The sequence below is a fragment of the Bradyrhizobium tropiciagri genome (assembly GCF_018130505.1).
GTDB lineage: Bacteria > Pseudomonadota > Alphaproteobacteria > Rhizobiales > Xanthobacteraceae > Bradyrhizobium > Bradyrhizobium tropiciagri_B.
The window spans coordinates 160,687-182,238 of the sequence record NZ_JAFCKH010000013.1 but is presented as its reverse complement, the minus strand read 5'-3'; the positions used below and the strand labels follow the sequence as shown (position 1 = coordinate 182,238).

General features: G+C 64.9%; 20 protein-coding genes. 12 read left to right on the top strand and 8 right to left on the bottom strand.

Annotated features, from left to right (window positions below; all coding sequences use genetic code 11):
- Window positions 1-14: 14 nt before the first annotated feature.
- Together JQ633_RS29865 and JQ633_RS29860 are read left to right on the top strand one after the other, a co-directional pair.
- Entirely contained in the window at window positions 15-3,338 is a 3,324-nt protein-coding gene (locus JQ633_RS29865) for an adenylate/guanylate cyclase domain-containing protein (RefSeq protein WP_211988873.1), read from the top strand.
- Between the two features lie 179 nt (window positions 3,339-3,517).
- On the top strand, window positions 3,518-4,111 hold the full coding sequence (locus JQ633_RS29860; RefSeq protein ID WP_211988871.1) for a YdcF family protein: 594 nt from the start codon (window positions 3,518-3,520) through the stop codon (window positions 4,109-4,111).
- 17 nt (window positions 4,112-4,128) lie between these two features.
- Here JQ633_RS29860 and JQ633_RS29855 read toward each other — a convergent pair whose 3' ends face one another.
- Window positions 4,129-5,469 (bottom strand): PLP-dependent aminotransferase family protein, encoded by a 1,341-nt coding sequence (locus JQ633_RS29855; protein ID WP_211988870.1) that lies wholly within the window; start codon window positions 5,467-5,469, stop codon window positions 4,129-4,131.
- Window positions 5,470-5,743: 274 nt separating this feature from the next.
- Between JQ633_RS29855 and JQ633_RS29850 the strand changes: the two genes are divergently transcribed.
- Window positions 5,744-5,887 carry a DUF1127 domain-containing protein gene (locus JQ633_RS29850; protein WP_349631628.1) on the top strand — a complete coding sequence of 48 codons (144 nt, stop codon included), beginning with the start codon at window positions 5,744-5,746 and terminating at the stop codon, window positions 5,885-5,887.
- A gap of 219 nt (window positions 5,888-6,106) precedes the next feature.
- Here JQ633_RS29850 and JQ633_RS29845 read toward each other — a convergent pair whose 3' ends face one another.
- Both JQ633_RS29845 and JQ633_RS29840 read right to left on the bottom strand, forming a co-directional pair.
- A complete protein-coding gene (locus JQ633_RS29845) occupies window positions 6,107-6,532 on the bottom strand; it encodes a universal stress protein (RefSeq protein ID WP_211988865.1) in 426 nt (141 codons plus the stop codon).
- A gap of 143 nt (window positions 6,533-6,675) precedes the next feature.
- Window positions 6,676-7,218, bottom strand: a complete 543-nt coding sequence (locus JQ633_RS29840) for a SixA phosphatase family protein (RefSeq protein ID WP_211988863.1) — start codon at window positions 7,216-7,218, stop codon at window positions 6,676-6,678.
- A gap of 95 nt (window positions 7,219-7,313) precedes the next feature.
- Here JQ633_RS29840 and JQ633_RS29835 point away from each other — a divergent pair, with 95 nt between their 5' ends.
- The 5 genes from JQ633_RS29835 to JQ633_RS29815 all read left to right on the top strand — a co-directional run bounded on the left by JQ633_RS29835 (window position 7,314) and on the right by JQ633_RS29815 (window position 15,285).
- On the top strand, window positions 7,314-8,807 hold the full coding sequence (locus tag JQ633_RS29835; protein WP_211988861.1) for an NAD(P)/FAD-dependent oxidoreductase: 1,494 nt from the start codon (window positions 7,314-7,316) through the stop codon (window positions 8,805-8,807).
- Window positions 8,808-8,914: 107 nt separating this feature from the next.
- A complete protein-coding gene (gene msrB, locus JQ633_RS29830; protein WP_211988860.1) occupies window positions 8,915-9,415 on the top strand; it encodes a peptide-methionine (R)-S-oxide reductase MsrB in 501 nt (166 codons plus the stop codon).
- Between the two features lie 245 nt (window positions 9,416-9,660).
- Window positions 9,661-11,472 (top strand): flagellar hook protein FlgE, encoded by a 1,812-nt coding sequence (locus JQ633_RS29825; RefSeq protein WP_211988859.1) that lies wholly within the window; start codon window positions 9,661-9,663, stop codon window positions 11,470-11,472.
- A gap of 43 nt (window positions 11,473-11,515) precedes the next feature.
- Entirely contained in the window at window positions 11,516-13,402 is a 1,887-nt protein-coding gene (gene flgK / locus JQ633_RS29820) for a flagellar hook-associated protein FlgK (protein ID WP_211988858.1), read from the top strand.
- 5 nt (window positions 13,403-13,407) lie between these two features.
- On the top strand, window positions 13,408-15,285 hold the full coding sequence (locus JQ633_RS29815; RefSeq protein WP_211988857.1) for a flagellar protein: 1,878 nt from the start codon (window positions 13,408-13,410) through the stop codon (window positions 15,283-15,285).
- Between the two features lie 70 nt (window positions 15,286-15,355).
- Here the strand turns inward: JQ633_RS29815 and flbT are convergent, their stop codons facing one another.
- A complete protein-coding gene (flbT, locus tag JQ633_RS29810) occupies window positions 15,356-15,787 on the bottom strand; it encodes a flagellar biosynthesis repressor FlbT (protein WP_211988856.1) in 432 nt (143 codons plus the stop codon).
- Window positions 15,788-16,154: 367 nt separating this feature from the next.
- On the opposite strand from flbT, the gene JQ633_RS29805 reads away from it, so the two are divergent.
- The 3 genes from JQ633_RS29805 to JQ633_RS29795 all read left to right on the top strand — a co-directional run bounded on the left by JQ633_RS29805 (window position 16,155) and on the right by JQ633_RS29795 (window position 18,278).
- Complete coding sequence (locus tag JQ633_RS29805; RefSeq protein WP_211988855.1) at window positions 16,155-17,321, top strand: flagellin; 1,167 nt, start codon at window positions 16,155-16,157, stop codon at window positions 17,319-17,321.
- Window positions 17,322-17,516: 195 nt separating this feature from the next.
- Window positions 17,517-17,882, top strand: a complete 366-nt coding sequence (gene flaF / locus JQ633_RS29800; protein WP_211988854.1) for a flagellar biosynthesis regulator FlaF — start codon at window positions 17,517-17,519, stop codon at window positions 17,880-17,882.
- A 30-nt stretch (window positions 17,883-17,912) separates the two neighbouring features.
- Window positions 17,913-18,278: a hypothetical protein gene (locus JQ633_RS29795; RefSeq protein ID WP_211988849.1), complete on the top strand. Its 366-nt coding sequence runs from the start codon at window positions 17,913-17,915 to the stop codon at window positions 18,276-18,278.
- A gap of 18 nt (window positions 18,279-18,296) precedes the next feature.
- Here the strand turns inward: JQ633_RS29795 and JQ633_RS29790 are convergent, their stop codons facing one another.
- From JQ633_RS29790 to JQ633_RS29775, 4 genes are all read right to left on the bottom strand, one after another.
- Window positions 18,297-18,683, bottom strand: coding sequence for a hypothetical protein (locus JQ633_RS29790; RefSeq protein WP_211988847.1), 387 nt, complete (start codon window positions 18,681-18,683; stop codon window positions 18,297-18,299).
- 172 nt (window positions 18,684-18,855) lie between these two features.
- A complete protein-coding gene (locus JQ633_RS29785) occupies window positions 18,856-19,353 on the bottom strand; it encodes a hypothetical protein (protein WP_211988845.1) in 498 nt (165 codons plus the stop codon).
- Between the two features lie 22 nt (window positions 19,354-19,375).
- A complete protein-coding gene (gene flgJ / locus JQ633_RS29780) occupies window positions 19,376-19,732 on the bottom strand; it encodes a flagellar assembly peptidoglycan hydrolase FlgJ (protein ID WP_211988843.1) in 357 nt (118 codons plus the stop codon).
- On the bottom strand, window positions 19,732-20,856 hold the full coding sequence (locus JQ633_RS29775; protein WP_211988841.1) for a flagellar basal body P-ring protein FlgI: 1,125 nt from the start codon (window positions 20,854-20,856) through the stop codon (window positions 19,732-19,734). Before JQ633_RS29775 ends, flgJ begins: the two co-directional genes overlap by 1 nt.
- Window positions 20,857-21,122: 266 nt before the next feature.
- Between JQ633_RS29775 and JQ633_RS29770 the strand changes: the two genes are divergently transcribed.
- A complete protein-coding gene (locus JQ633_RS29770) occupies window positions 21,123-21,536 on the top strand; it encodes a flagellar assembly protein FliX (RefSeq protein WP_211988839.1) in 414 nt (137 codons plus the stop codon).
- The last annotated feature ends 16 nt before the right edge of the window (window positions 21,537-21,552 follow it).

Sequence of the window (21,552 nt, the reverse complement as noted above, 5' to 3'; positions counted from 1 at the left end):
TTGGGAGGGCCGCGATGCAGCAAATTGCCGACTGGCTCGAAACGCTCGGAATGTCCGAGTACGCGAAGCGTTTTGCTGAAAACGGGATAGGTTTCGCAGCACTTCGTCATCTGACTGATCAGGACCTCAAGGACATCGGCGTGCTGCTCGGGCATCGGCGCATAATGCTTGCGGCTATCCAGGAGCCTGGGAGCCCTGGCGTAGCTCAACGCGTTACGGCCGAGTCGAAGCCCCAAGATGCCGCCGAACGTCGCCAAGTCACTGTGATGTTCTCGGACCTTGTGGGTTCAACAGCACTTTCAGCACGCATGGACCCTGAAGACCTGCGCGAGATCATTTCCGCGTATCAGAAATGCGTCGCCGGCATCGTGCAGCGGTTCGGCGGCTTCGTTGCGAAGTATATGGGCGATGGGGTACTGGTGTATTTCGGGTATCCGCAGGCGCACGAAGACGATGCGGAACGGGCCGTCCGGGCGGGGCTGGAGTTGGTGGCTGGCGTAGGTGCTCTGAAGATCCGTGCGCCCCTGCAGACGCGTATCGGCATCGCAACGGGACTGGTGGTTGTCGGCGACCTCATCGGCTCCGGCGCTTCTCAGGAGCACGCCATAATCGGTGAAACGCCAAACCTTGCGGCGCGTTTGCAGGGCGTTGCTGAGCCGAACAGCGTCGTCATTGCGGAGAGTACTCGGAAGCTGTTGGGCAATCTGTTCGAGCTTGAAGAAGTTGGGCCGAAAGAACTCAAGGGTATCTCAGGCGCCGTAGGGGCATGGGCTGCGTTGCGGCCCGCTTCGGTCGAAAGCCGCTTCGAGGCCTTGCACGCGAACGGATTGACCGAGCTTGTTGGGCGTGACGAAGAACTCGAACTCCTGTTGCGACGCTGGTCCAAGGCAAAGAGTGGTGAAGGCCAGGTAGTGCTGCTCTCCGGCGAGGCTGGTATTGGCAAATCGCGGCTTACGGCGGCGCTGCTGGAAAGCATCGCTGACGAGCCGCATACCCGATTGCGCTATTTCTGCTCGCCGCAGCATACCGACAGCGCGTTTTATCCGATCATCGGCCAGATGGAACGGGCTGCACGATTTGCGCATGACGACGCGCTGGAAATAAAGCTGGACAAGCTCGATACGGTATTGGCGCAGACCTCAACCTCCTTGGAGGATAGGGCGCTATTCGCCGACATGCTGTCGCTGCCAAAAGACGGACGCTACGCGGCGCTCGACATACCCTCCGAACAGCACCGACAGCGGACATTTGAAGCGCTCGGGTCACAGGTGGAGGCATTGTCGCGCTCCACGCCTGTGCTCATGATCGTCGAGGATGCACATTGGACCGATCCCTCGAGTCAGGAAGCTTTCAGCGGAGTCGTTGACCGGCTTCGGACCTACCGTGTGCTGTTGATTGTGACGTTTCGTCCAGGATTCGAACCGCACTGGATCGGGCGGCCCTACGTCACTGCTCTCACCCTCAATCGGCTGGCGCAGCGCGAAATCGAGACGGTGATTGATCACATCGTGGGCAATCAGCCTATCTCGGCGAGCGTGCGGCAGGACATCATTGAGCGCACGGACGGGATTCCCCTTTTCGTGGAGGAGATGACGAAGGCGGTCCTGGAGACCAAGAGTGACGGCGAAGCGCGGCGAACTACGGGCCATATTCCGTCACCTGCGGCGGCGGTCCCCGCAAGCCTGCACGCCTCGCTTATGGCGAGGCTCGACCAGCTCGGGCCCGCCAAGGAGGTGGCCCAGATCGGTTCCGCGATCGGGCGAGAGTTCTCTCACACCCTGCTTTTTTCCGTTGCGAGCAAGCCGGAGCCAGAGTTGGCATCCGCCTTGGACCACCTGATCTCCGCTGGCTTGTTGTTCCGACAGGGTGTGCCTCCGTATTCCAGCTATCTATTCAAGCACGCTCTGGTGCAGGACGCTGCCTATGGCACGCTGCTGCGCCAAAGACGGCAAGAGTTGCATGCACGAATTGCCACCACCTTGGAGCAGCATTTCGCAGATCTGGTCGATCGGCAGCCCGAGATACTGGCTTATCATCTGACGGGTGCCGGACAGGCGGAACGGGCCTCTGATCAATGGCTAAAAGCGGGCCAGTTTGCGGCTTCCCGCTCCGCGTATGCCGAGGCGGTCAGTCATTTCGATCGTGGTTTGTCCCTGCTGCCATCTCTCCTGGATTTGCAGCGCGATCGGCAGGAGATCAGGCTGCAACTCGCCAAAGGCGTGTCTCTTAGTAACGCCAACGGCTTCTCCTCGGCCGAAGCAGCAAAAGCGCACGCTCGCGCGCACGAGCTTTCCGATAAGATAGGGGACATCGATTCCCAGTTCACCGCGATATGGGGGTTGTGGACTTTCCGACGCACGTCGGATTGGAATGCGGCGCGCCAGCTTTCAGATAGTCTCCTGAGCCTGGTCGAAAAGAATAATAATGTCGGCCTTCGGCTCGAAGCTCATCATACGGGTTGGACAACACATTTCTTCTGCGGCGAACCTGCTCCGGCGCAGGAGCATTGCGAGAAGGGCCGAACCCTTTATGCGTTCGAGCAGCATCGGACGCACGCACACATCTACGGCCACGACCCTGGAGTCTGTGCAGGAACGCTAGGCGCCTGGAGCGCCTGGCTGCTCGGCTACCCCGACACGGCGCTCGCTCGCGTGAATGACGCGTTGGCGCTTGCGGAACGGGTGAACCATCCCTTCAGTCTTGCTCTGGCGCATCTGCATGCGTCGATACTGCACCAGTTCCGACGTGACTCGGCTTCGGTGCTGCAGTGCATTGAGAGCGCAGAGACCCTAGCGGCTGAGAAGCGCGTTGCCTTGCCGCTCGATCCACGAGTCCTCCGCGGCTGGGCGTTGTTGGCACCGGATAGGATTGAGGCGGCGATTGCCTCCTACCGCGCCGCGCTTGCCGATCCGGCGAAGCAAGGCACGATCCAGTACGCTCCCTATAGCTTTGCGCTCTTTTGCGAGGTGCTTTGTCGCACGGGAAACCACCCCGGCGGAGCCGAAGCAGCCCTGACGGGTGCTGCTGCTGCGGAACGAAGCGGCGAGCACTGGTGGGATGCGGAAATCTCTCGGCTGCGAGGGTTGGCGGCATTTTCTCGCGGCCAGCTCAAAGGGAGCAACGCATGGCTGCTGAAGTCCCTACAGACCGCTCGGCAACAACGGGCGAAATCACTTGAGCTCCGGGCAGCGACGAGCCTTGCCCGCGTTTGGCGCGATCAGGACAAACGCACCGCGGCACGTGATCTGCTGGCTCCGGTTTACGGCTGGTTCACTGAAGGGTTCGACACGCTCGACTTGAAGGAGGCCAAGGCGTTGCTCGACGACTTGGCGTCGTGAGCCAGTCCAATGGTCTAGCGACTTTCGAGCTTGGCCCACCGAGAACTTCCGCAGGCCTTTGTGGCGTTTGCGCCATAATACCGCTTTCCGCCGCAACCAAGCGCAATGAAACGTGACTTCGTCGGCGCGGCCGTGCGGGGCATCGTCGCGACACGATGCCGTGGCCGTGGAGCAGGGGCGTGGAGGATCGAAGTCTGCGGATGCCGTCCGACGCGGAGATCGCCGCAATTAACGCACAGCATCTAATCGAGACGCCGCTGAAGCCTGCCGATCTGCTGTTCGTGTTCGGCACCCGCGTTGATGTTGCCGATCGGGTCGATACCGCGGTGCGGCTCTGGCACGACGGCTTTGCGCGCTGGGCGATCGTCAGCGGTGGCGTGACGCCGGGCGATCACCGCTCCGAATGCGAGATCATCAAGGCGGCGATGGTGGCGCGCGGCGTTCCGGCGATGCGGATCCTCGAAGAGCATCGCGCGCGGAACACCGGCGAGAACGTGATCTTCTCACTGCCGGTGATCGATGCGGCGCTTGGCCGTGCCAATGTCGCAAGCGTGATCTGCCTCGGCAACACCTGGACCGCGCGGCGCTATCCGATGACGCTGCAGCGGCACTGGCCGGAGGTCGAGAAGATGCTGGTCACGGTCGACAGTTTTGCCGTTCCCCGCGCGCGCTGGCACACCGATGCTGAATTCCGCCGCCGCATGCTGCACGAATGGGACAAGATCGAACCGTACAAGGCCGCGGGCTTCATCACGGAGTGGCCGGTCGCCTGAGGGCGAAGCGCCTGTCGCTACTCCGTCGAGTCGAAATCCTCTTCAGTCGCGCCGAGCATTCCCGCGAGCGTTCGCAGGCCGATGTCGAGCTGCTCCATCGGCGGCGCGGCGAGCGCGAGCCGCACCGCGTTCGGCGCATGCCCCGGCGTGGCGGCGAAGGTGGTCGATGGCGTCAGCGCGATGTCGCGGCGCGCCGCGGCGGCGACCAGGGTCTGCGAGCGCCAGTGCGGCGGCAAGGTCAGCCAGAGATGATAGGATTTGGCGTTGGTCTGAACCTCGAAACCGGCCAGATGCTTTGCCGCCAGCTGCTGGCGGCGGGCGGCATCGATCCGCTTCAGCCGTGATAATTCGCCCGCCGTGCCGTCGGCCATCAGCCGCTGTCCCGCGGCGAAGGCGTAGCCCGACGCGGTCCAGCCGCCCGAGCGCACCGCGGCCATGACGCTCTCGCGCAGCCGCGGCGGCGAGACGAGGAAGCCGAGCGCGAGCCCTGGCGCCACCTTCTTCGACAGGCTGTCGAGCACGATGCAGCGGTCGGGCGCCATCGCAGCCAGCGGCACCTCGTCGTCGAGGAAGCCGTAGACGGCATCCTCGATGACGATGAGGTCGAGCTTCTCGACGAGCCGCAGCAGCTCGCCGCGGCGCTCCGCCGGCATCGTGATGCTGAGCGGGTTCTGGATCGTCGGCTGGATGTAGATCGCCGATAGATGCGCCTCGCGATGCGCCTTCTGCACAGCGTCCGGACGCACGCCATGCTCGTCCATCGCGAGCGGCACCAGCGTGACGCCGAGGCGTGCGGCGATGCCTTTGACGAAGGGATAAGTCAGCGCCTCGACGCCGCAGCGTCCGCCGGGCGGCACGACGGCGGCGAGCGCAGCGGCAATGCATTGCCGCCCGTTGGCGGTGAACACGATCTGGTCGGGGTTCGGCGTCCAGCTCTTGCGCGCGAGGAATTCGGCGGAGATGGTTCGCGCCGGCCGTGTGCCGTAACTCGTCGCCGGCCGCAGCGCGCCTTCGAGCACCTCGGGGCGCTCGAGCCCTTCGAGGCTCTTTGCGATCATCGTCGCCTGGTGCGGCAGCAGGGGATAGTTGAATTCGAGGTCGATGCGGGCGCCGCGTGGCTCGTTCGGCGCGGTGGCGCGGCGCGCCTCGCCCGACACGAAGGTGCCGCGGCCGACCTCGCCGACTACGAGCCCGCGCCGCAGCAGCTCGGTATAGACCCGGCTCGCGGTCGAGACCGCGATTTTGCGCTCATAGGCGAAGTGGCGCTGCGGCGGCAGACGATCGCCGGCCTTCAGCGCGCCGCTGGCGATCTCGGCGGCAACGACATCCGCCAGCTTCAGATATTCGAATCGCGACATTATTGCACCGAGAGCAATGTTTTCCTTGCTCCGAGCAATGTATCGGATCATTGCTACGGGAACAAGCCCGCGATTGCACTGAAGAGCGCGCAAGCAATCCTCAGCCGCCACGGCGCAGATGCCGAAAGTGCATCTGCGTCAATGATATAGCATTGCGTATGCGGGATCGAAGGAGAAGACAATGACCACGATAGCCTCAGCCGCGGTGCCACCCGCGCGGTCAAGTATGTTGGGTGGATTGCTCCGATTGCTCCGAGTTTGGAGCGATGCACTGGTGACCTATTGGATGCGCCGCGAGGCCATCAAGACGCTGCGCCAGCTCGACGACCGGGCGCTGCGCGATATCGGCCTGTCGCGCTGCCACATCGAGACCGCCGTCATCGGCGATATCGATTACGAGCTCGTGCGGATCCGCTGAGCTGCAGCTGCACAAGCGGTGTGGCGCTGTTTGAAGCTCGCCCCGCTTGCGGGGAGAGGTCGGAACGCATCCGTCAGATGCGTTCCGGGTGAGGGGGAGTCTCCGCGAGTCCAGCTGCAACCGTTTATGCGGAAGCGGCCCCTCACCCCAACCCTCTCTCCGTAAGAACGGGGCGAGGGAGCGCAGTGCCGTCGCAATCCGACCTAACCCCATCGCGCGCTAGTGCCGCACCACCAGCACCGAGCATTTGGCGTAGCGCACGACGTGCCCGGCATTGGAGCCGAGGAAGTAGGTGCGCATCGCCGGCCGGTGCGAGGTCATCACGATGAGGTCGGCCTTCATCGCGGCAGCCTCTTCCAGGATCTCGTGATAGATGCCGCCCTGGCGGACGACGCCCGAGATGCGCCCGGGTTCGATGCCGGATTCGCGCGCCACGATGGACAACGCCTCTTCGGAGGTTTCGCGCTGCTGGCTGTCGAAATCCGCCGGCACATATTCGGCGAGCATCACCGGCGTCATCGGCAGCACGTTGAGCAGGCGCACCGAGCCGCTCCATGTCTTCGATAGCGTCGCAGCGGTTGCGATCGCGCCCTTCGCCAGATCGGTATCGGCGAGGTCGATCGGCACGAGAATGGACTTGTACATCTACGCCTCCTGTCCGCGATTGGTCTGGAGCCGTCTTGTCCTCGTGGTGAGGACGCGCGCCCTCTTGTTATGCCGTTGACGCGAACCAGTCCCCTGTCGCGCAACAGCAATATATCACGGCGAATCGGCGATGTCCGCTCGCGTCAGTTGCGGGAGGCTTGCTTCAACAGTTTCGGGCTGACGAACAGCACGAGCTTGCCGCGACGGAACGACACCTCATTCCAGTCGTCGATCGCGAAATCGAAAATCGCCAGTCCCGAGGTCGGCAGATTGTCGTGGAGCGCGCGCTTCGAGGCCTCGTCGCCGCTGCCGGTCAGCGTCAGCGCGAGCTCATGCATGCCGGGATTGTGCCCGATCAGCATCAGCCGCTTCGGATCGGTGACGGATGCCATCCGGATCGTGGTCAGCAATTGCGCCGGGTCGGCACCGTAAAGTTCCGGCACGAATTCGACTTTCGGCTGCGGTCCCGCCTCCTTCATCGCCTCGCGCACGATCTCCCAGGTCTCGCGCGTGCGGACCGCCGGCGACACCAGCACGCGGTTGGGCCGGGGCGGATTGTCGGCAAGCCAGCCGCCGATCTCCGCCGCGTCGCGGTGGCCGCGTTCGTCGAGACGGCGGTCCTGGTCGTGCCCCGAAGGCGAGTCGGTTTCGGTCTTGGCATGACGCAGCAGCAGCAAACGGCGCATGGATATCGGTCTCGATTCGGTCAGGTGGCATTAATTCTACAGGCTCATGCCTTGGACAAGGTGACAAGCGCCGCAGCGGTTCGTAAGAAAACGCCATGAGCGAGACTTCCACAAGTGCGGCAGACGGCCCCAACGAGACCTCGCCGTCCCGCGACCGTCTGGCGTTCGACCTCGATGTCGACATTTGCGTGGTCGGCGCAGGGCTTGCCGGCCTGACGGTGGCGCGCGAGGCGGCGCGGCTCGGTGCCAGCGTCGCCGTGCTCGAGGGGCGCAAGGTCGGCTGGAACGCGTCCGGCCATCATCTCGGCACGGTGTTGCCGGGCTTCGGCCTGCCGGTCGCCGATCTGATCGAGCGCGTCGGCCGCGAGAATGCGCGCGAGCTGTGGGCACTGTCGAAGGAGGGCGTCGACTATATCCGCGCCACAGCGACCGAGGACCTGATCCCGGGCATCAGCCCGAGCGACGGCGCGCTGGAGGTTTCCAATGTCGACGCCGGCGAATCCTTGATCAGCCGCCTGCAGACCCTGGCCGAGGATTTTTCCACCGATGTCGAGGGCTGGCAGGTCGAGCGCGTCCGCAGCGTGCTCAAGACCAGGCGCTACTTCCACGGCATCTATTATCCGAAGGCGCTCCAGATCGACGGCCGTAAATATGTCCATGGCCTCGCGGCGCTGGCGACCCAGGCCGGCGCGCGGATCTTTGAGGAAACGCCGGTGGTCAGCATCGACTTTTCCGGCATCCGCAAGCGCATCGTGACGCCGTCGGCGCGGCTGCGCGCCACGCATATCGTGCTCGCCGGCAACATCCATCTCGGCGCGCCGCTGAAGCGATTGTCGGACACGTTGCTGCCGGTGTGGCGCTACGCGGCGCTGACCGAGCCGCTGGGGGAGCGGCTGTCCGATGTGATCGGCTTTTCCGGTTCGGTCGTCGACAGCGACGGCATCGACCATTTCCGCATCGTCGATGGCGATCGCCTGCTGTGGGCCAGCCCCGAAACCACCTGGGACGCGCGGCCGAAGCGGTTCGGCGCAGCGGTGCAGCGCCGCATCGCCACGCAGTTTCCGCAGCTCGGCAAGGTGCCGATCGCGGACGTGTTCGGCGGCGCGGTCGGCGTCACCGTGCATGGCATGCCGCAGATCGGCCAGCTGCGCAGGGGCCTGTGGGTGGCGAGCGGCTTCGGCCGGCAGGGGCTCAACACCTCGGCGCTTGCCGGGCAGTTGATCACACGCAGCATCCTCTGGGGCGACGACCGCTGGCGGCTGTTCTCGCCGTTCGAGCTGGTCTGGGCGGGCGGCGCCACCGGCCGCGTCGCCGGCCATGTCATCGGCCTGTGGGCGAGGGGCGCTTCGTCCGCGGCGGGCGTGCTGGCGCGCTATCGCGAGGGGGCGCGGAGCAGGGAGCGCGCCCGCGAGGCGCGGCTGGCGGAGGCCAATCTCAAGGCTGGAACCAGGGGGCCAGCGCCCCGCCGTCCGCTCGAGGCCGCCGCGCGGCCGGTATCGCCGCCTGCGCCGCGGCAAGCCGAGGAGGGTGCCGAGCCCCATCCTCACGCCTCGCAAGAAAGTGAGCGGATCTCCGACGGGCGGATGTAACGTGGTCCGGCGGTGTTCGTATTTGATCTCGAACCCATCCAAGACCCTTGTGCCCTTAAGACCGCTGGGCCTTTAAGACCTTGGGCCTTCCGCACCGGAGAAGATTGATGGTCGATCGCCGTATCCTGCTCGCTACCGCCGCCGGTCTGTTCAGCCTCGTCGGCTTCCGCTGGCTGCGCGCCGCGCCGGCCGAGGCCGCCGAGAAATTCGAGATCGAGAAGACCGACGCCGAATGGCGAGCGCAGCTCACCCCGCAGCAATACGAGATCCTGCGCAAGCAGGGCACCGAGCGGCCGGGCTCGAGCCCGCTGCTGAAGGAGCATCGCAAGGGCATCTTCGCCTGCGCCGGCTGCGACCTGCCGCTGTTCTCGTCGGACACCAAGTTCGAGAGCGGCACCGGCTGGCCGAGCTTCTATCAGCCGCTGGAGAACGCCGTCGGCACCACTTCCGACCGCACCTTCGGCATGCTGCGCACCGAGGTGCATTGCCGCCGCTGCGGCGGCCATCTCGGCCACGTCTTCGACGACGGCCCGAAGCCGACCGGCTTGCGCTACTGCATGGACGGTTTTGCGCTGGTGTTCCACCCGGCGGCGCCGTCGGCGACCTGACCGCATAGCGTTTCGACGTGAGGAAAACGCGTCAAAGCCAAAGCTGAGGAGCGCGGTCAGGACCGCGTTCCGCCCCGGCAATTGTTGCCGCCCCGGCAATTGTGCCCCGGTTAAACGGCCGGCGCCTTTTTTTCAAGCGCATGATTTTGTTGCGCTTTGTTTCCTGGCACGACCCTTGCGACATGCTCCGCCGATGCGGCCAGATCCGATTGCCGGCCGCCCGGAATCGAATTGGAGAACATGTCATGGGTATCTTCGGCGCTCTTACGACGGCTGTCGGCGGCTTGCGCGCAGAGTCGTACGCACTGGAAAACGTCTCGGGCAACATCGCCAACTCGCAGACCACCGCCTTCAAGCGCATCGACACCTCGTTCCTCGACCTGATCCCGCAGACCTCGCTGACGGCGCAGCTCGCGGGCGGCGTCACCGCGCAGTCCCGCTCCACCAACTCGGTGCAGGGCGACGTGCAGTCGGCCCAGGTCGCGACCTTCATGGCGATCAACGGCAACGGCTTCTTCGCGGTGCAAAAGCCCGGCAGCTTCTCCGACGGCTCACCGGTGTTCGACGGCGTCGACCGCTACACCCGCCGCGGCGACTTCCAGCTCAACAAGGACGGCTATCTCGTCAATGGCGCCGGCTATTATCTGGAGGGCGTGCCGATCGACCCGACCACCGGCAACCCGGCCGGCTCGGCGCCGGAGGTGCTGCGCTTCAAGAACGACTTCCTGCCGGCGCAGCAGACCACCAAGATCGATTACCGCGCCAACCTCGCGTCCTATCCGCTGACGGCGCAGCACGACACCTCGGTGCCCGGCTCCGAACTGCTGCGGCCGGGCTCGTTCAGCGCCGGTCACAACCCGGTGGTGCTGGGCACGCCGGCCACGCCCTATACCGATGCCGCTGTGACCGGCAGCGCGCAAAGCAACAAGGCGACGCCGTCGGTTGCCAACAGCGCCACCACCGCGCTGAGCGGTGCCGCGGGCACCAACTCGATTTCCGCCAATTTCGCCGCCGGCGACACCATCACGATCAACGGCACCGTCTACACTTTCGTCGCTTCCGGTGCGACCGGAAACCAGTTCAACATCACCGACACCATCGGCACGCTGCTCACCACGATCAACGGCATCACCGGCTCCTCGCCCGCGTCCTCGATCGCCAGCAACGGTGCGATCACGCTGCATTCCGGCACCAACGCCGACCTGCTGGTCCAGAGCTCGAACACGGCGGCGCTGCAGGCGCTCGGCTTCACCGGCTCGGCGGTGGCGAACCGCGGCGGCGGCGGCACGGTGGGCACCGGCCAGGTGATCGGCAACGATGCCACCACCTTCCGCGACGAATCGATCGCCGGCGGCTCGGTCACCGCCTATGACGTGTCGGGCGCGCCGGTGAACCTGCAGTTCCGCTGGGCCAAGACCACGAGCTCCGCGTCCGGCGGCGGCCAGCCCGATACCTGGAACCTGTTCTACCAGGTCGACCCCAATGCCACCGGCACCAACGTTGCCTGGCAGAACGTCAACGTCAACTTCACCTTCGGCGCGAACGGACAGATGTCGCCGGCGATCGCCTCGGTGACGCTGAACAACGCCGTCGTCAACGGCGTGTCGCTCGGCAGCCCCGTGATCAACTTCGGCACCGGCGGCGTCACCCAGTTCGCCGATTCCAACGGCAACGTGCAGGTCAACCAGATCCAGCAGGACGGCTTCCCCGCCGGCCAGCTGCAATCGGTCAGCGTCTCGACCAACGGCCGCATCGTCGGCAACTACACCAACGGCCGCAACATCGACCTCGCCGAAATCTCGGTCGCGACCTTCAACGGCACCAACTTCCTCAAGCGCATCGACGGCGGCGCGTTCGAGGCGACCGACGAGTCCGGCGCCGCGCTGTTCGGCAAGGGCGGCAGCACCATCGTCGGTTCGTCGCTGGAAAGCTCGAACACCGACATCGCCGACGAGTTCACCAAGCTGATCGTGACGCAGCAGGCCTATTCGGCGAACACCAAGGTGATCACGACCACCAACTCGATGGTGCAGGACCTCCTCAACGTGATGCGCTGATCATCTCGATGATACGCACGCGCAGTAAAGGCGAGTAACACAGATGGGTTTGAGCCAAGCCCTCTCCAACGCGATGTCGGGCCTGCGCGCTACGCAGGCTTCGCTGTCGCTGGTGTCGTCGAACGTCGCCAATTCGGAGACGCCCGGCTACGTCAGGAAGACGCTGAACCAGGTCAGCGGCACCACCGGCGAATTCGGATCGAGCGTTCTGATCACCGGCGTCAACCGCCAGCTCGACGAATTCCTGCAGTCGCAGCTGCGCACCGAGATGTCCGGCGCATCCTATGCCGGCGTCCGCTCGGACTTCCTGACCAACCTGCAGGGCGTCTACGGCAATCCCGACTCCACCGGCACCATCGAGGATGCCTACAACAAGTTTCTGACCGCGCTGCAGGGCCTGTCGACCAGCCCGGAATCGCAGTCGGCGCGGATCGGCGCCGTCAATGCCGCGCAGGCGCTGGCGCAGCAGCTCAACGCGACCTCGCAGGGCATCCAGACCCTGCGCGCCAATGCCGAGGCGGGCCTCAGCGATTCCGTCAGCACCGCCAACAACGCGATGCAGCAGATCGCGCGCATCAACGTCCAGCTCCAGGGCAGCACCGGCGTCTCCGACGCGTCGACCGCGGCGCTGCTCGACCAGCGCGACCAGTACATCTCGCAGCTGTCGCAGCTGATGGACATCCGTACCGTCACCAACAGCCAGAACCAGGTGACCGTGTTCACCAATTCCGGCGTGCAACTGGTCGGCACCGAAGCGGCGACGCTGAGCTTCAACGCCCAGGGCACGATGACGCCCAACACGTTGTACAGCACCGATCCGACCAAGAGCACCGTCGGCACCATCACCATCAACTTCCCGCATGGCGGCAGTTATGACATGGTGTCGACCAACTCGATCCGCTCCGGCAAGATCGCGGCCTATCTCGAGTTGCGCGACGACACGCTGGTGAAGGCGCAGACGCAGATCGACCAGTTCGCCGCCTCGATGGCGAGCGCGCTGTCCGACAAGACCACCGCGGGCACCGCGGCGACGGCGGGCGCGCAGGCCGGCTACGACCTCGACCTGTCCGGGCTGCAGAGCGGCAACACCATCCATCTGACCTACAAGGACAACGCCACCGGCGTCACGCACAATCTGTCGATCATCCGCGTCGATGATCCGAGCGCGCTGCCGCTGAGCAACAATGCGACCGTCGATCCGAATGACGAGGTGCTCGGGATCGATTTCTCGGGCGGCATGAGCTCGGTGCTGGCGCAGCTCAACGGCGCGCTGGGTACCACCGCCGGATTGCAATTCTCCAACCCGTCGGGATCGACGCTGCGCGTGCTCGACGACGGTGCGCCCAACCGCGTCGACGTCACCGCGGCGTCCGTCACCACCACGGTCTCCTCGCTCACCTCGGGCAATCCGCAGCTGGCGATGTTCACCGACAATGGCGCGCTCTACACCGGCGCGATTACCGCGAACGGCTCACAGACCACCGGCCTTGCCGCGCGCATCAGCGTCAACACCGGCCTGATCGGCGATCCCTCGCGCATGGTGGTGTCGTCGACCAATCCGCAGACGCCGGCCGGCGACACCACGCGGTCCGATTTCATCCTCGACCAACTGGCGAACGCGTCGCACACCTATTCGCCGCAGACCGGGCTCGGCACCACCGCAGCCCCACTGACCGGCACGCTGCTCAACTTCGCCAGGCAGTTCATCAGCGCGCAGGGCGAGGCGGCAACGTCCGCCAAGCAGCTGGCCGACGGCCAGGACGTCGTGTTGAACACGCTGCAGAACAAGATGAACTCGGTCTCCGGCGTCAACATGGACGAGGAGATGGCGCATCTGCTGGCGCTGCAGAACGCCTATTCCGCCAATGCCCGCGTGATGTCGTCGATCAAACAGATGTACGACACGCTGCTGCAGATCGCTGGAGGGTAAGTAACATGTCGATCGATGGCGTCAGCGGCCGGACTTCCTATATCGGCAGCACGATCCTCAACCTGCGCGACCAGCTCAACGACCTGACGACGCAGCTCGCGACCGGCAAGGTGTCGACGAGCTATGCGGGGCAGGGGCTGGATCGCGGCTTTGCGCTCAGCCTGCGGGCGCAGATCAGCAGCATCAACGCGTTTGCCGACACCGCGACCAACCTCAACACCCGCCTGAGCGTCTCCAACCTCGCCTTGCAGGGATTGGCCGACGTCAACGCCCAGGTCAAGAACGCGGCGACCACGGCGACGCTGACGCTCAACCAGAACGGCCAGACCTCGGGCCAGATCACGGCGCAGGCCGCGTTCTCCAACGCGGTGTCGATGCTCAACAGCCAGTCCGGCGACCGCTATCTGTTTTCCGGCCGCGGCATGGACACGCCAGCGACGGTCCCCGCCAACACGATGCTCAACGGCACCGCGACCCAGGCCGGCCTCACCCAGCTGATCAAGGAGCGCAAGCTCGCCGATCAGGGCACTGGCGGCATGGGCCGCCTGACCGTGTCGTCGCCGCCGGCGACCACAACGGTGACCAGCATTGCCGAGGACGGCTCGGCGTTCGGCCTGAAGCTATTGTCGGTGCAGTCGTCGCTGACCGGCGCCACGGTGACCCAGCCGGCCGGCTCGCCGAAATCGGCATCGGTCGATCTCGGCGCGGTCAATCCGAGCGAAGGCGACACGGTCAAGTTCAACTTCACGCTGCCCGACGGCACGACCGAAGCAATCGAGCTGACCGCGACCACGACGAACCCGCCGCCGGCAGGTTCGTTCCTGATCGGCGCCGACACCGCGGCCACCACCGCGAACCTGCAGACGACGCTGACCTCGTCGATCAAGACCCTGAGCGACACCTCGCTGGTCGCGGCCTCGGCGGTCGCGGCCTCGAACAATTTCTTCAATCCGGTCGCGACGGTTTCGGGCGCTGCCGTCAACAATCACAACACGCCGCCGGCGCCGATCACCGGCGCCACCGCGCTGTCGGGCGCGACGGGGACCGACTCGCTGTCGGCCAGCTTCGCCGCCGGCGACACCATCATGGTGAACGGCACGCCGATCACCTTCGTGGCCTCGGGCGCGACCGGCAACCAGGTCAACATCACCGACAATGTGCAGACGCTGCTGGCGAAGATCGATCAGGTCAGCGGCACCGGCAATCCGGCGACCATCAGCAACGGCGCGATCACGCTGCACGGCGCCGACGGCGCGGACCTGTCGATCTCCAGCTCGAATCCGGCAGCGCTCGGCGCGCTCGGCATCGCCAACAACACCACCGCCAACCCGGCGCCGCTGCGGGTCGGCGGCCCGCCGTTCGACACCGCGACCGGCCTCGTGGCGGGCACGCCCGGCAACACGGTCTACTGGTACACGGGCGAGAACGGCGCGGGCTCGGCGCGCGACACCGCGGTGGCGCAGGTCGACCAGTCGATCTCGGTGCAGTACGGCGCGCGCGCCAACGAGCAGGCGTTCCGCTATCTCCTGCAGAACGTCGCGGTGTATGCGGCGGTGACGACCGATGCCAGCAATCCCAACGCCAGCGCGCAGGTGACGGCGCTGGCGCAACGCATCCAGGCGAACCTCGCGCCGCAGAACGGCCAGCAGCAGATCCAGGACGTGCAGGCCGAGTTCGCCGGCACCCAGACGGCGACCAAGGCCGCCACCGACCGCCAGACCCAGCTCAAGGGAATGGCGGAAACCATGCTCGACTCAGTCGAGGGCGTGAACCAGGACGAGGTCGCGACCAAGATCCTGGCGCTGCAGACCAGCCTGCAGGCGTCGTATCAGACCACCTCGATGCTGTATCAAACGACGCTGCTGAAGTATTTGCCGATCTGATGCGCGGCAGGATACCCAAATGAAAAGGCCTCCTTGCGGAGGCCTTTTTTGCGATCGGGAGGAGGGCGGCTCACGCGCTCTTGCGGGTGTCGTCCTGATCTGCCGCTTTCTGGTTCCGCGCGCGTTCCAGCAGTTGGTCCTCGTGCGCGATCAGCTTCTTGGATTCCTTCAGCGCGTGATAGAGATCGCCGTTGAGGATGAAGTTGTTGATGCTCTCGATGAACGGCCAGGAGCTCGGCATCGCGGTGATGATGTCGCGCACCAGGCTGAAATAGGTCGGGTGGTGCGCCATCGGGTCCGGCGACAGATACATCAGCTGCACGGCGAGATAGATCAGCTTGGCCGGCGTATCGGCGGTCTCCGGCGTCAGGATGTCCTTCTCACGCAGGATCGGGATGCGGTCGCCGTCGATCAGGAGGCGGGCGCGCTGGTCGGTGTTGGTGATCACGCAGCTGCCGACGATGATGCGCTCGTTCGGTTTGAGTTCGACCTTCAAGGCCATGCCCGTTCTCCTTTGCCGGCAGTCGCGCGCGTCGTTGCTGCAGATCGTCGTTGAGTTCGGCATGCTTAGCAGCCGCCGTCGCGGCAGGTCGCCGATGCGACAGCGATCCTTTCCCATGATGGTTAACGCTTGGTGAACGCCGCGCGCCCGCAGCCGCCAGTGCTGCGCGAAAACTACCAGCCGTCTCAGTAGTTTTCGCGGCAGAGCTCACCCAATCGCGACAATTTTATTCTTCTGCATTTGTCTCAAATGCCGTTGCGGAGATTTTAATTTCCTTCGCGGCTTGACCGCATGTTCGGCGCATCCGCCCGGTCAGAAAGGATTGGAGCGGTTTTTTCCCTCAGTTTCACACCAGAAAGGTATGAAAATGTCTGACATCGTTCTCTCCTCTTCCGTTCGCCAGAACCTCCTCTCCCTCCAGTCCACCGCCGATCTGCTCTCCACCACGCAGAACCGTCTTGCCACCGGCAAGAAGGTCAATACGGCGCTCGACAACCCGACCAACTTCTTCACCGCGCAGTCGCTCGACAACCGCGCCAGCGACATCAACAACCTGCTCGACGGCATCGGCAACGGTGTGCAGGTGCTGCAGGCTGCCAACACCGGCATCACCTCGCTGCAGAAGCTGGTCGATACTGCGAAGTCGATCGCCAACCAGGTGCTGCAGAGCCCGGTCGGCTATTCGGCCCGCTCGACCGTCAGCTCGGCTGCGGCCGTGGGCGGCACCGCGGCGAACCTCGTCGACGGCACCACCATCAAGAGCGGTGACGTGCTGGCGATCGCGGCTTCCGCTGGCCAGCCGGCCTTCAGCTTCACGTTCGGCGCCAACACGTCGCTCGCGCAACTGAACACGGCGCTGTCGGCGAGCAACCTGTCGGCCACCCTCGACAGCTCCAACAAGCTCGTCATCACCACGACCAACGATGCGGCGTCTTCGACGATCGGTGCGGTGACCTACACCAACACCGGCGGCGGTACCGCGACGTTCGGCGCTGCGACGGCGCCGGTCGCCGATGCGGCCTCGCAGTCGGCTCGCGCCGCACTGGTGACGCAGTACAACAACACCATCTCCCAGATCACGACCACGGCCCAGGACGCTTCGTTCAACGGCATCAACCTGCTGAGCGGCGACAGCCTGAAGCTGACCTTCAACGAAACCGGCAAGTCGACGCTCTCGATCACCGGCGTCAAGTTCGACGCTGCCGGCCTCGGACTGAATGCGCTGGCCGCGGGCACCGACTTCCTCGACAACAACTCGGCGAACAAGGTGATCTCGACCTTGAACTCGGCGAGCTCGTCGCTGCGCAGCGAAGCTTCGACCCTGGGTTCGAACCTGTCGATCGTGCAGATCCGCCAGGACTTCTCGAAGAACCTGATCAACGTGCTACAGACCGGCTCGTCCAACCTGACGCTGGCCGACACCAATGAGGAAGCGGCCAACAGCCAGGCGCTGTCGACCCGCCAGTCGATCGCGGTGTCCGCACTGGCGCTGGCCAACCAGAGCCAGCAGAGCGTGCTGCAGCTGCTCCGCTAAGCGCTGCGACGATGGTTCAAGACGGCGGGGGCGACCCCGCCGTTTTTCTTTTTTGGTCCGGGATATTACGGTCACGAGAAGGACGCATTTGGTAACGGCTGCTAACCATATTTAAAGGCACGAGGTGCATAAATAACGAGCGCTAGAATTGCGTCTCCGCGGCTCGAGAAATCCGCTTCCCATCGAGGTCATTGAATGTCGAATGCAGCCCAGGCCTACGCTCGCACCTCCACGGTGACGGCGTCCCCACGCGAAATCGAAGCGCAGGCGCTGCTGAAGGCTGCCAGGCAGTTGCAGGACGTGCAGACCAACTGGAACGGCGCCGACCGGGCGCTGGATCAGGCGCTGCTGTTCAACCGCCGGCTGTGGTCGATCTTCCTGAGCGCGGCGCAGGGCGACGACAATCCGCAGCCGCTCGAGGTCAGGCAGAAGATTGCCAATATCGGCGTGTTCGTGATGAAGCAGACCGTCGACATCCAGATGAATCCCGATCCGGCGAAGCTGAAGTCGCTGATCGACATCAACTGCAATCTCGCCGCCGGCCTCTCCGGCCGCGCCTGATCGGTCCCTGGTTTTCGAGGGAGCCTCGGCATGGCCGACCTGATGAGCATCCTGTCGGCCAACTACAAGGCGGTCGGCCTGTCGGTTCCGTCAAAGACACCCTATGTGGCGGTCGATCCGAACCTCTATGAAGGCAGCTGGACCGGCAAGTACGCCAACAACAAGTCGTTCACCGTCCAGGTGTCGAACGTTGATGGCTTCCGCGCCAAGGTTCACTATCAGAGCGAAGGCACCAGCAAGTATCAGGACGTCCTGATCAAGGACGGTGCTTTCCGGATCGGCGACACCAAGTTCTCGCTGATCAAGCAGGGGACGGCGCAGATCAGCAACGTCGTCACCGATCCCGCCAGCGGCCAGACCTATCTCGATCAGGCCTACGCCTCGCAGAAGACGTGAGGGCTCTCCGATCTCGGCTCAGGCACGGCGGTCGGTTGCGCTCAACCGCGTCGGCGCATCCTTGCTGAGGTCGAGCGTGTGGAAATAGGCGCGGCGGCGCAGTACCGCTTCTTCCGGGAATTGCCGCACCACGAGGTTGGTCCGATTGTCGACCACCTGATAGACCACCGCCCGCGCATCGCGGTCGATGATGACCTGGTTCTTCACCGTTGCGGCCTGATTTGAAAGCGAAGCATTGACGGCGTTCGGGTCGAGGGTGACGCGCACGATCGGTTCCGGAGCGGTGACGCTCTGGCTCGCCGGCAGCTCGGTCGGAACCGCCTTTTGCGCCGTATGGCTGGCCGGAGAGACCATCGGCGCCGCAACCGGCGCCCCCGCCGGCTTGATGTTGAAATCTGCACTCATGAAAGCCTCGTAGTGCACAGGCACTAGTTTGCTTGAGTCAAATCCCAACCCCTCTCGATCCGCAACAGTACGGGGAACCTATCAATAGCCTGTTAGGGAACTCGCTGAATGTCGCCCTGACGCCGGCGTGTCGATTTGAAGAAAAGTGTAGGCGAACGCGCGCTGCGTCGGCTCAGAGCGAGCGGCTGACCGCGATCGGCCGCATGTTGCGCGGGCCCGGCGTCGCGCGCTGGCCGGTCGCGGTGTAGGTGTTCGGGATGTTGCGGCGCTGCACCTCGGCGTTGACGCCGCGCACGATCCCTTCCGACACGGCATGCGCGGTCGCGAGCACGGTCAGATTGACCTGCAGCATGGCGCGGAACGTGTCGTGATGACGCCGCAGCGTCGCCAGCAACTCGGGATCGGTCTGCGACAGCAATTTCTGCATCGACTTCAGGTGCTCCACCGCGAGCATGTAGCGGCGCGACAGGTCGGACTTCTGCACCTCGAGCTTCATGCCCTCGCGGATCTTGCCGGCGCGAACGAATTCGGTCTCCTGCTCGATCACGGCGAGCAGCCCGCTCATCACCTCGGTGAGCTCATTGGCGAGCCGGGCGACATCCGGATGCGTCGATGTCGCGGGCCGCGCGGCGGGGGCGGATACGGGCCGCTGCTGTGGACGCTGGTTCATCGCGCTTCTCCTCTGAGCGAAATCAGCTCTTGTTCGCCTGCTGCAGGATCAGCGAGCGGAACACGTCGCTGGAAATGCCGACGCCGCCGGCCTTGGCGAAATTCTTGGCGTATTGGTCGGTCAGCATCGAGCGCCACGCGCCGGTGCCGACGGTGTCGCCGAACGGGCCGTCGCCCTTCAGGCCGGTCGTCATCTGCGAGAACATCGTGTTCAGGAACATCGATTCGAAATCGGTCGCGGTGGCTTTCGCCTTGGCCTGCGCCTGCGGCGACACCTTCTTCAGCGCGTCCTGCAGCACCGGATCGGGCCGGCCGTTGAACATCGGCATCATCGCGTTCTTCGGCATGCTGCCGCTGGTGGAGTTGATCAGGCTTGCCATCACATCACCTCGATATCGGCTTCGATCGCGCCGGCGGCCTTGATCGCCTGCAGGATGCTGATGAGGTCGCGCGGCCCGATGCCGAGGCCGTTGAGGCCGTCGACCAGCTGCTGCAGCGAGACGCCGTTCTTCACGACCGCGAATTTCTTGCCGTCCTCGGTGACCTGGACGCTGCTGCGCGGCGTCACCACGGTGCGGCCGCGCGACAGCGGATTGGGCTGGCTGACCTGCGGACTTTCGGAGATCGTCACGGTGAGGTTGCCCTGCGCCACCGCGACGGTGGCGACGCGGACATCGCGGCCCATCACGATGATGCCGGAGCGCTCGTCGATCACGATCTTGGCGGCAAGATCCGGATCGACCTGCAACTGCTCGATCTCGGTCAGGAAGGCGACGACGTTGCCCTTGAACTCCGGCGGGATCGACAGCTGCACCGTGGAGGGATCGAGCGGCTCGGCGGTCTTGACGCCGAGATAGTCGTTGACCGCGGCGGCGATGCGCTTGGCGGTGGTGAAGTCGGCATTGCGCAGCGCGAGGCGCACGTTCGGCAACCGGTTCAGCGCGAACTCGATCTCGCGCTCGATGATGGCGCCGTTGGCGATGCGGCCGACGGTCGGCACGCCGCGCACCACCTTGGCAGCCTCGCCCTCGGCGTTGAAGCCGGAGATCGCCAGCGTGCCCTGCGCCACCGCGTAGACATTGCCGTCGGCGCCGAGCAGGGGGGTGACGAGCAGGGTGCCGCCGCGCAGATCCTTGGCATCGCCGAGCGCGGACACCGTGACGTCCATGCGCGTACCCTGGGTGCCGAACGGCGGCAGATTGCCGGTGACCATCACGGCGGCGACGTTGCCGGTGCGGATGGTGGCGCCGCGGATGTTGACGCCCATGCGTTCGAGCATCGCCTGCAGCGACTGCTTGGTGAAGGGGATGTTGTTGAGCGTGTCGCCGGTGCCGTTGAGGCCGACCACGAGGCCGTACCCGATCAATTGGTTCTGGCGCACGCCTTCGATATTGGCGAGATCCTTGATCCGCGACGTCGCGCCCGCCGGCATGGCGGATGCCGCCAGCGCCAGCAGTGCTGCGCAGGCCAGCCCGAATAATCTTGCGGTGCGGATGCCGGGCATCCCGATGCTCCCCTCAAACTCACTTGGCGGATTGCGCGACACTCCCATGACGGCGATCCGCGATTAACCATGCGAGCCCCGTGCCATCTCGCTTCGTGAGTGCAATGTATTGATAGCTTTATCGAAATTGTCTGATCGCCGTTTTGCTCCGGTTTGGCAGGGCGCGCGAAACTGCCGTGCTGCGGCAGAAATTGCCGGGTCGTTTACGCATCATTAACCATAAGGCGGCGATGCTCGCGGCGAACAGGCCTGCGAGATTCACGACGATGCGCATCTACGGACCGAACGGCACCACGGTGGGCGCGCCCAGCGGCCCGACGCGCCGCGCTTCGTCGGGCGGCTTCTCGCTGCCCGACACCACGTCCGCGCAGGAAGAGGTTCGTTCCACCACGGCGCCGAAGGCCGCGGCCGGTATCGATGCGCTGCTCGCGCTGCAGGGCGTCGAGGACCCGACCGAACGCCGCAAGCGCTCGGTCGCGCGCGGCAAGGGCGCGCTCGACGTGCTCGACGAGCTCAAGCTCGGGCTGCTGTCCGGCAATTTCGACGCCGGCACGGTGAACCGGCTGCGCAACGCTGCCGCGAGTCTGAAGGAATCCTCCGGCGATCCCGGTCTCGATGCCGTGCTCGGCGAGATCGAGCTGCGCGTCGAAGTCGAACTCGCCAAGGCCGGGCAATATTGATCCTCAGCGTCCGCTA

Coding starts and splice junctions, on each gene's coding strand:
- flaF (WP_211988854.1), top strand. CDS start 17,517: ATGTCGAATGCAGCCCAGGCCTACGCTCGCACCTCCACGGTGACGGCG.
- flgJ (WP_211988843.1), bottom strand. CDS start 19,732: ATGGCAAGCCTGATCAACTCCACCAGCGGCAGCATGCCGAAGAACGCG.
- flgK (WP_211988858.1), top strand. CDS start 11,516: ATGGGTTTGAGCCAAGCCCTCTCCAACGCGATGTCGGGCCTGCGCGCT.
- JQ633_RS29770 (WP_211988839.1), top strand. CDS start 21,123: ATGCGCATCTACGGACCGAACGGCACCACGGTGGGCGCGCCCAGCGGC.
- JQ633_RS29785 (WP_211988845.1), bottom strand. CDS start 19,353: ATGAACCAGCGTCCACAGCAGCGGCCCGTATCCGCCCCCGCCGCGCGG.
- JQ633_RS29825 (WP_211988859.1), top strand. CDS start 9,661: ATGGGTATCTTCGGCGCTCTTACGACGGCTGTCGGCGGCTTGCGCGCA.
- msrB (WP_211988860.1), top strand. CDS start 8,915: ATGGTCGATCGCCGTATCCTGCTCGCTACCGCCGCCGGTCTGTTCAGC.
- JQ633_RS29855 (WP_211988870.1), bottom strand. CDS start 5,469: ATGTCGCGATTCGAATATCTGAAGCTGGCGGATGTCGTTGCCGCCGAG.
- JQ633_RS29790 (WP_211988847.1), bottom strand. CDS start 18,683: ATGAGTGCAGATTTCAACATCAAGCCGGCGGGGGCGCCGGTTGCGGCG.
- flbT (WP_211988856.1), bottom strand. CDS start 15,787: ATGGCCTTGAAGGTCGAACTCAAACCGAACGAGCGCATCATCGTCGGC.
- JQ633_RS29795 (WP_211988849.1), top strand. CDS start 17,913: ATGGCCGACCTGATGAGCATCCTGTCGGCCAACTACAAGGCGGTCGGC.
- JQ633_RS29775 (WP_211988841.1), bottom strand. CDS start 20,856: ATGCCCGGCATCCGCACCGCAAGATTATTCGGGCTGGCCTGCGCAGCA.
- JQ633_RS29840 (WP_211988863.1), bottom strand. CDS start 7,218: ATGCGCCGTTTGCTGCTGCTGCGTCATGCCAAGACCGAAACCGACTCG.
- JQ633_RS29835 (WP_211988861.1), top strand. CDS start 7,314: ATGAGCGAGACTTCCACAAGTGCGGCAGACGGCCCCAACGAGACCTCG.
- JQ633_RS29845 (WP_211988865.1), bottom strand. CDS start 6,532: ATGTACAAGTCCATTCTCGTGCCGATCGACCTCGCCGATACCGATCTG.
- JQ633_RS29865 (WP_211988873.1), top strand. CDS start 15: ATGCAGCAAATTGCCGACTGGCTCGAAACGCTCGGAATGTCCGAGTAC.
- JQ633_RS29805 (WP_211988855.1), top strand. CDS start 16,155: ATGTCTGACATCGTTCTCTCCTCTTCCGTTCGCCAGAACCTCCTCTCC.
- JQ633_RS29815 (WP_211988857.1), top strand. CDS start 13,408: ATGTCGATCGATGGCGTCAGCGGCCGGACTTCCTATATCGGCAGCACG.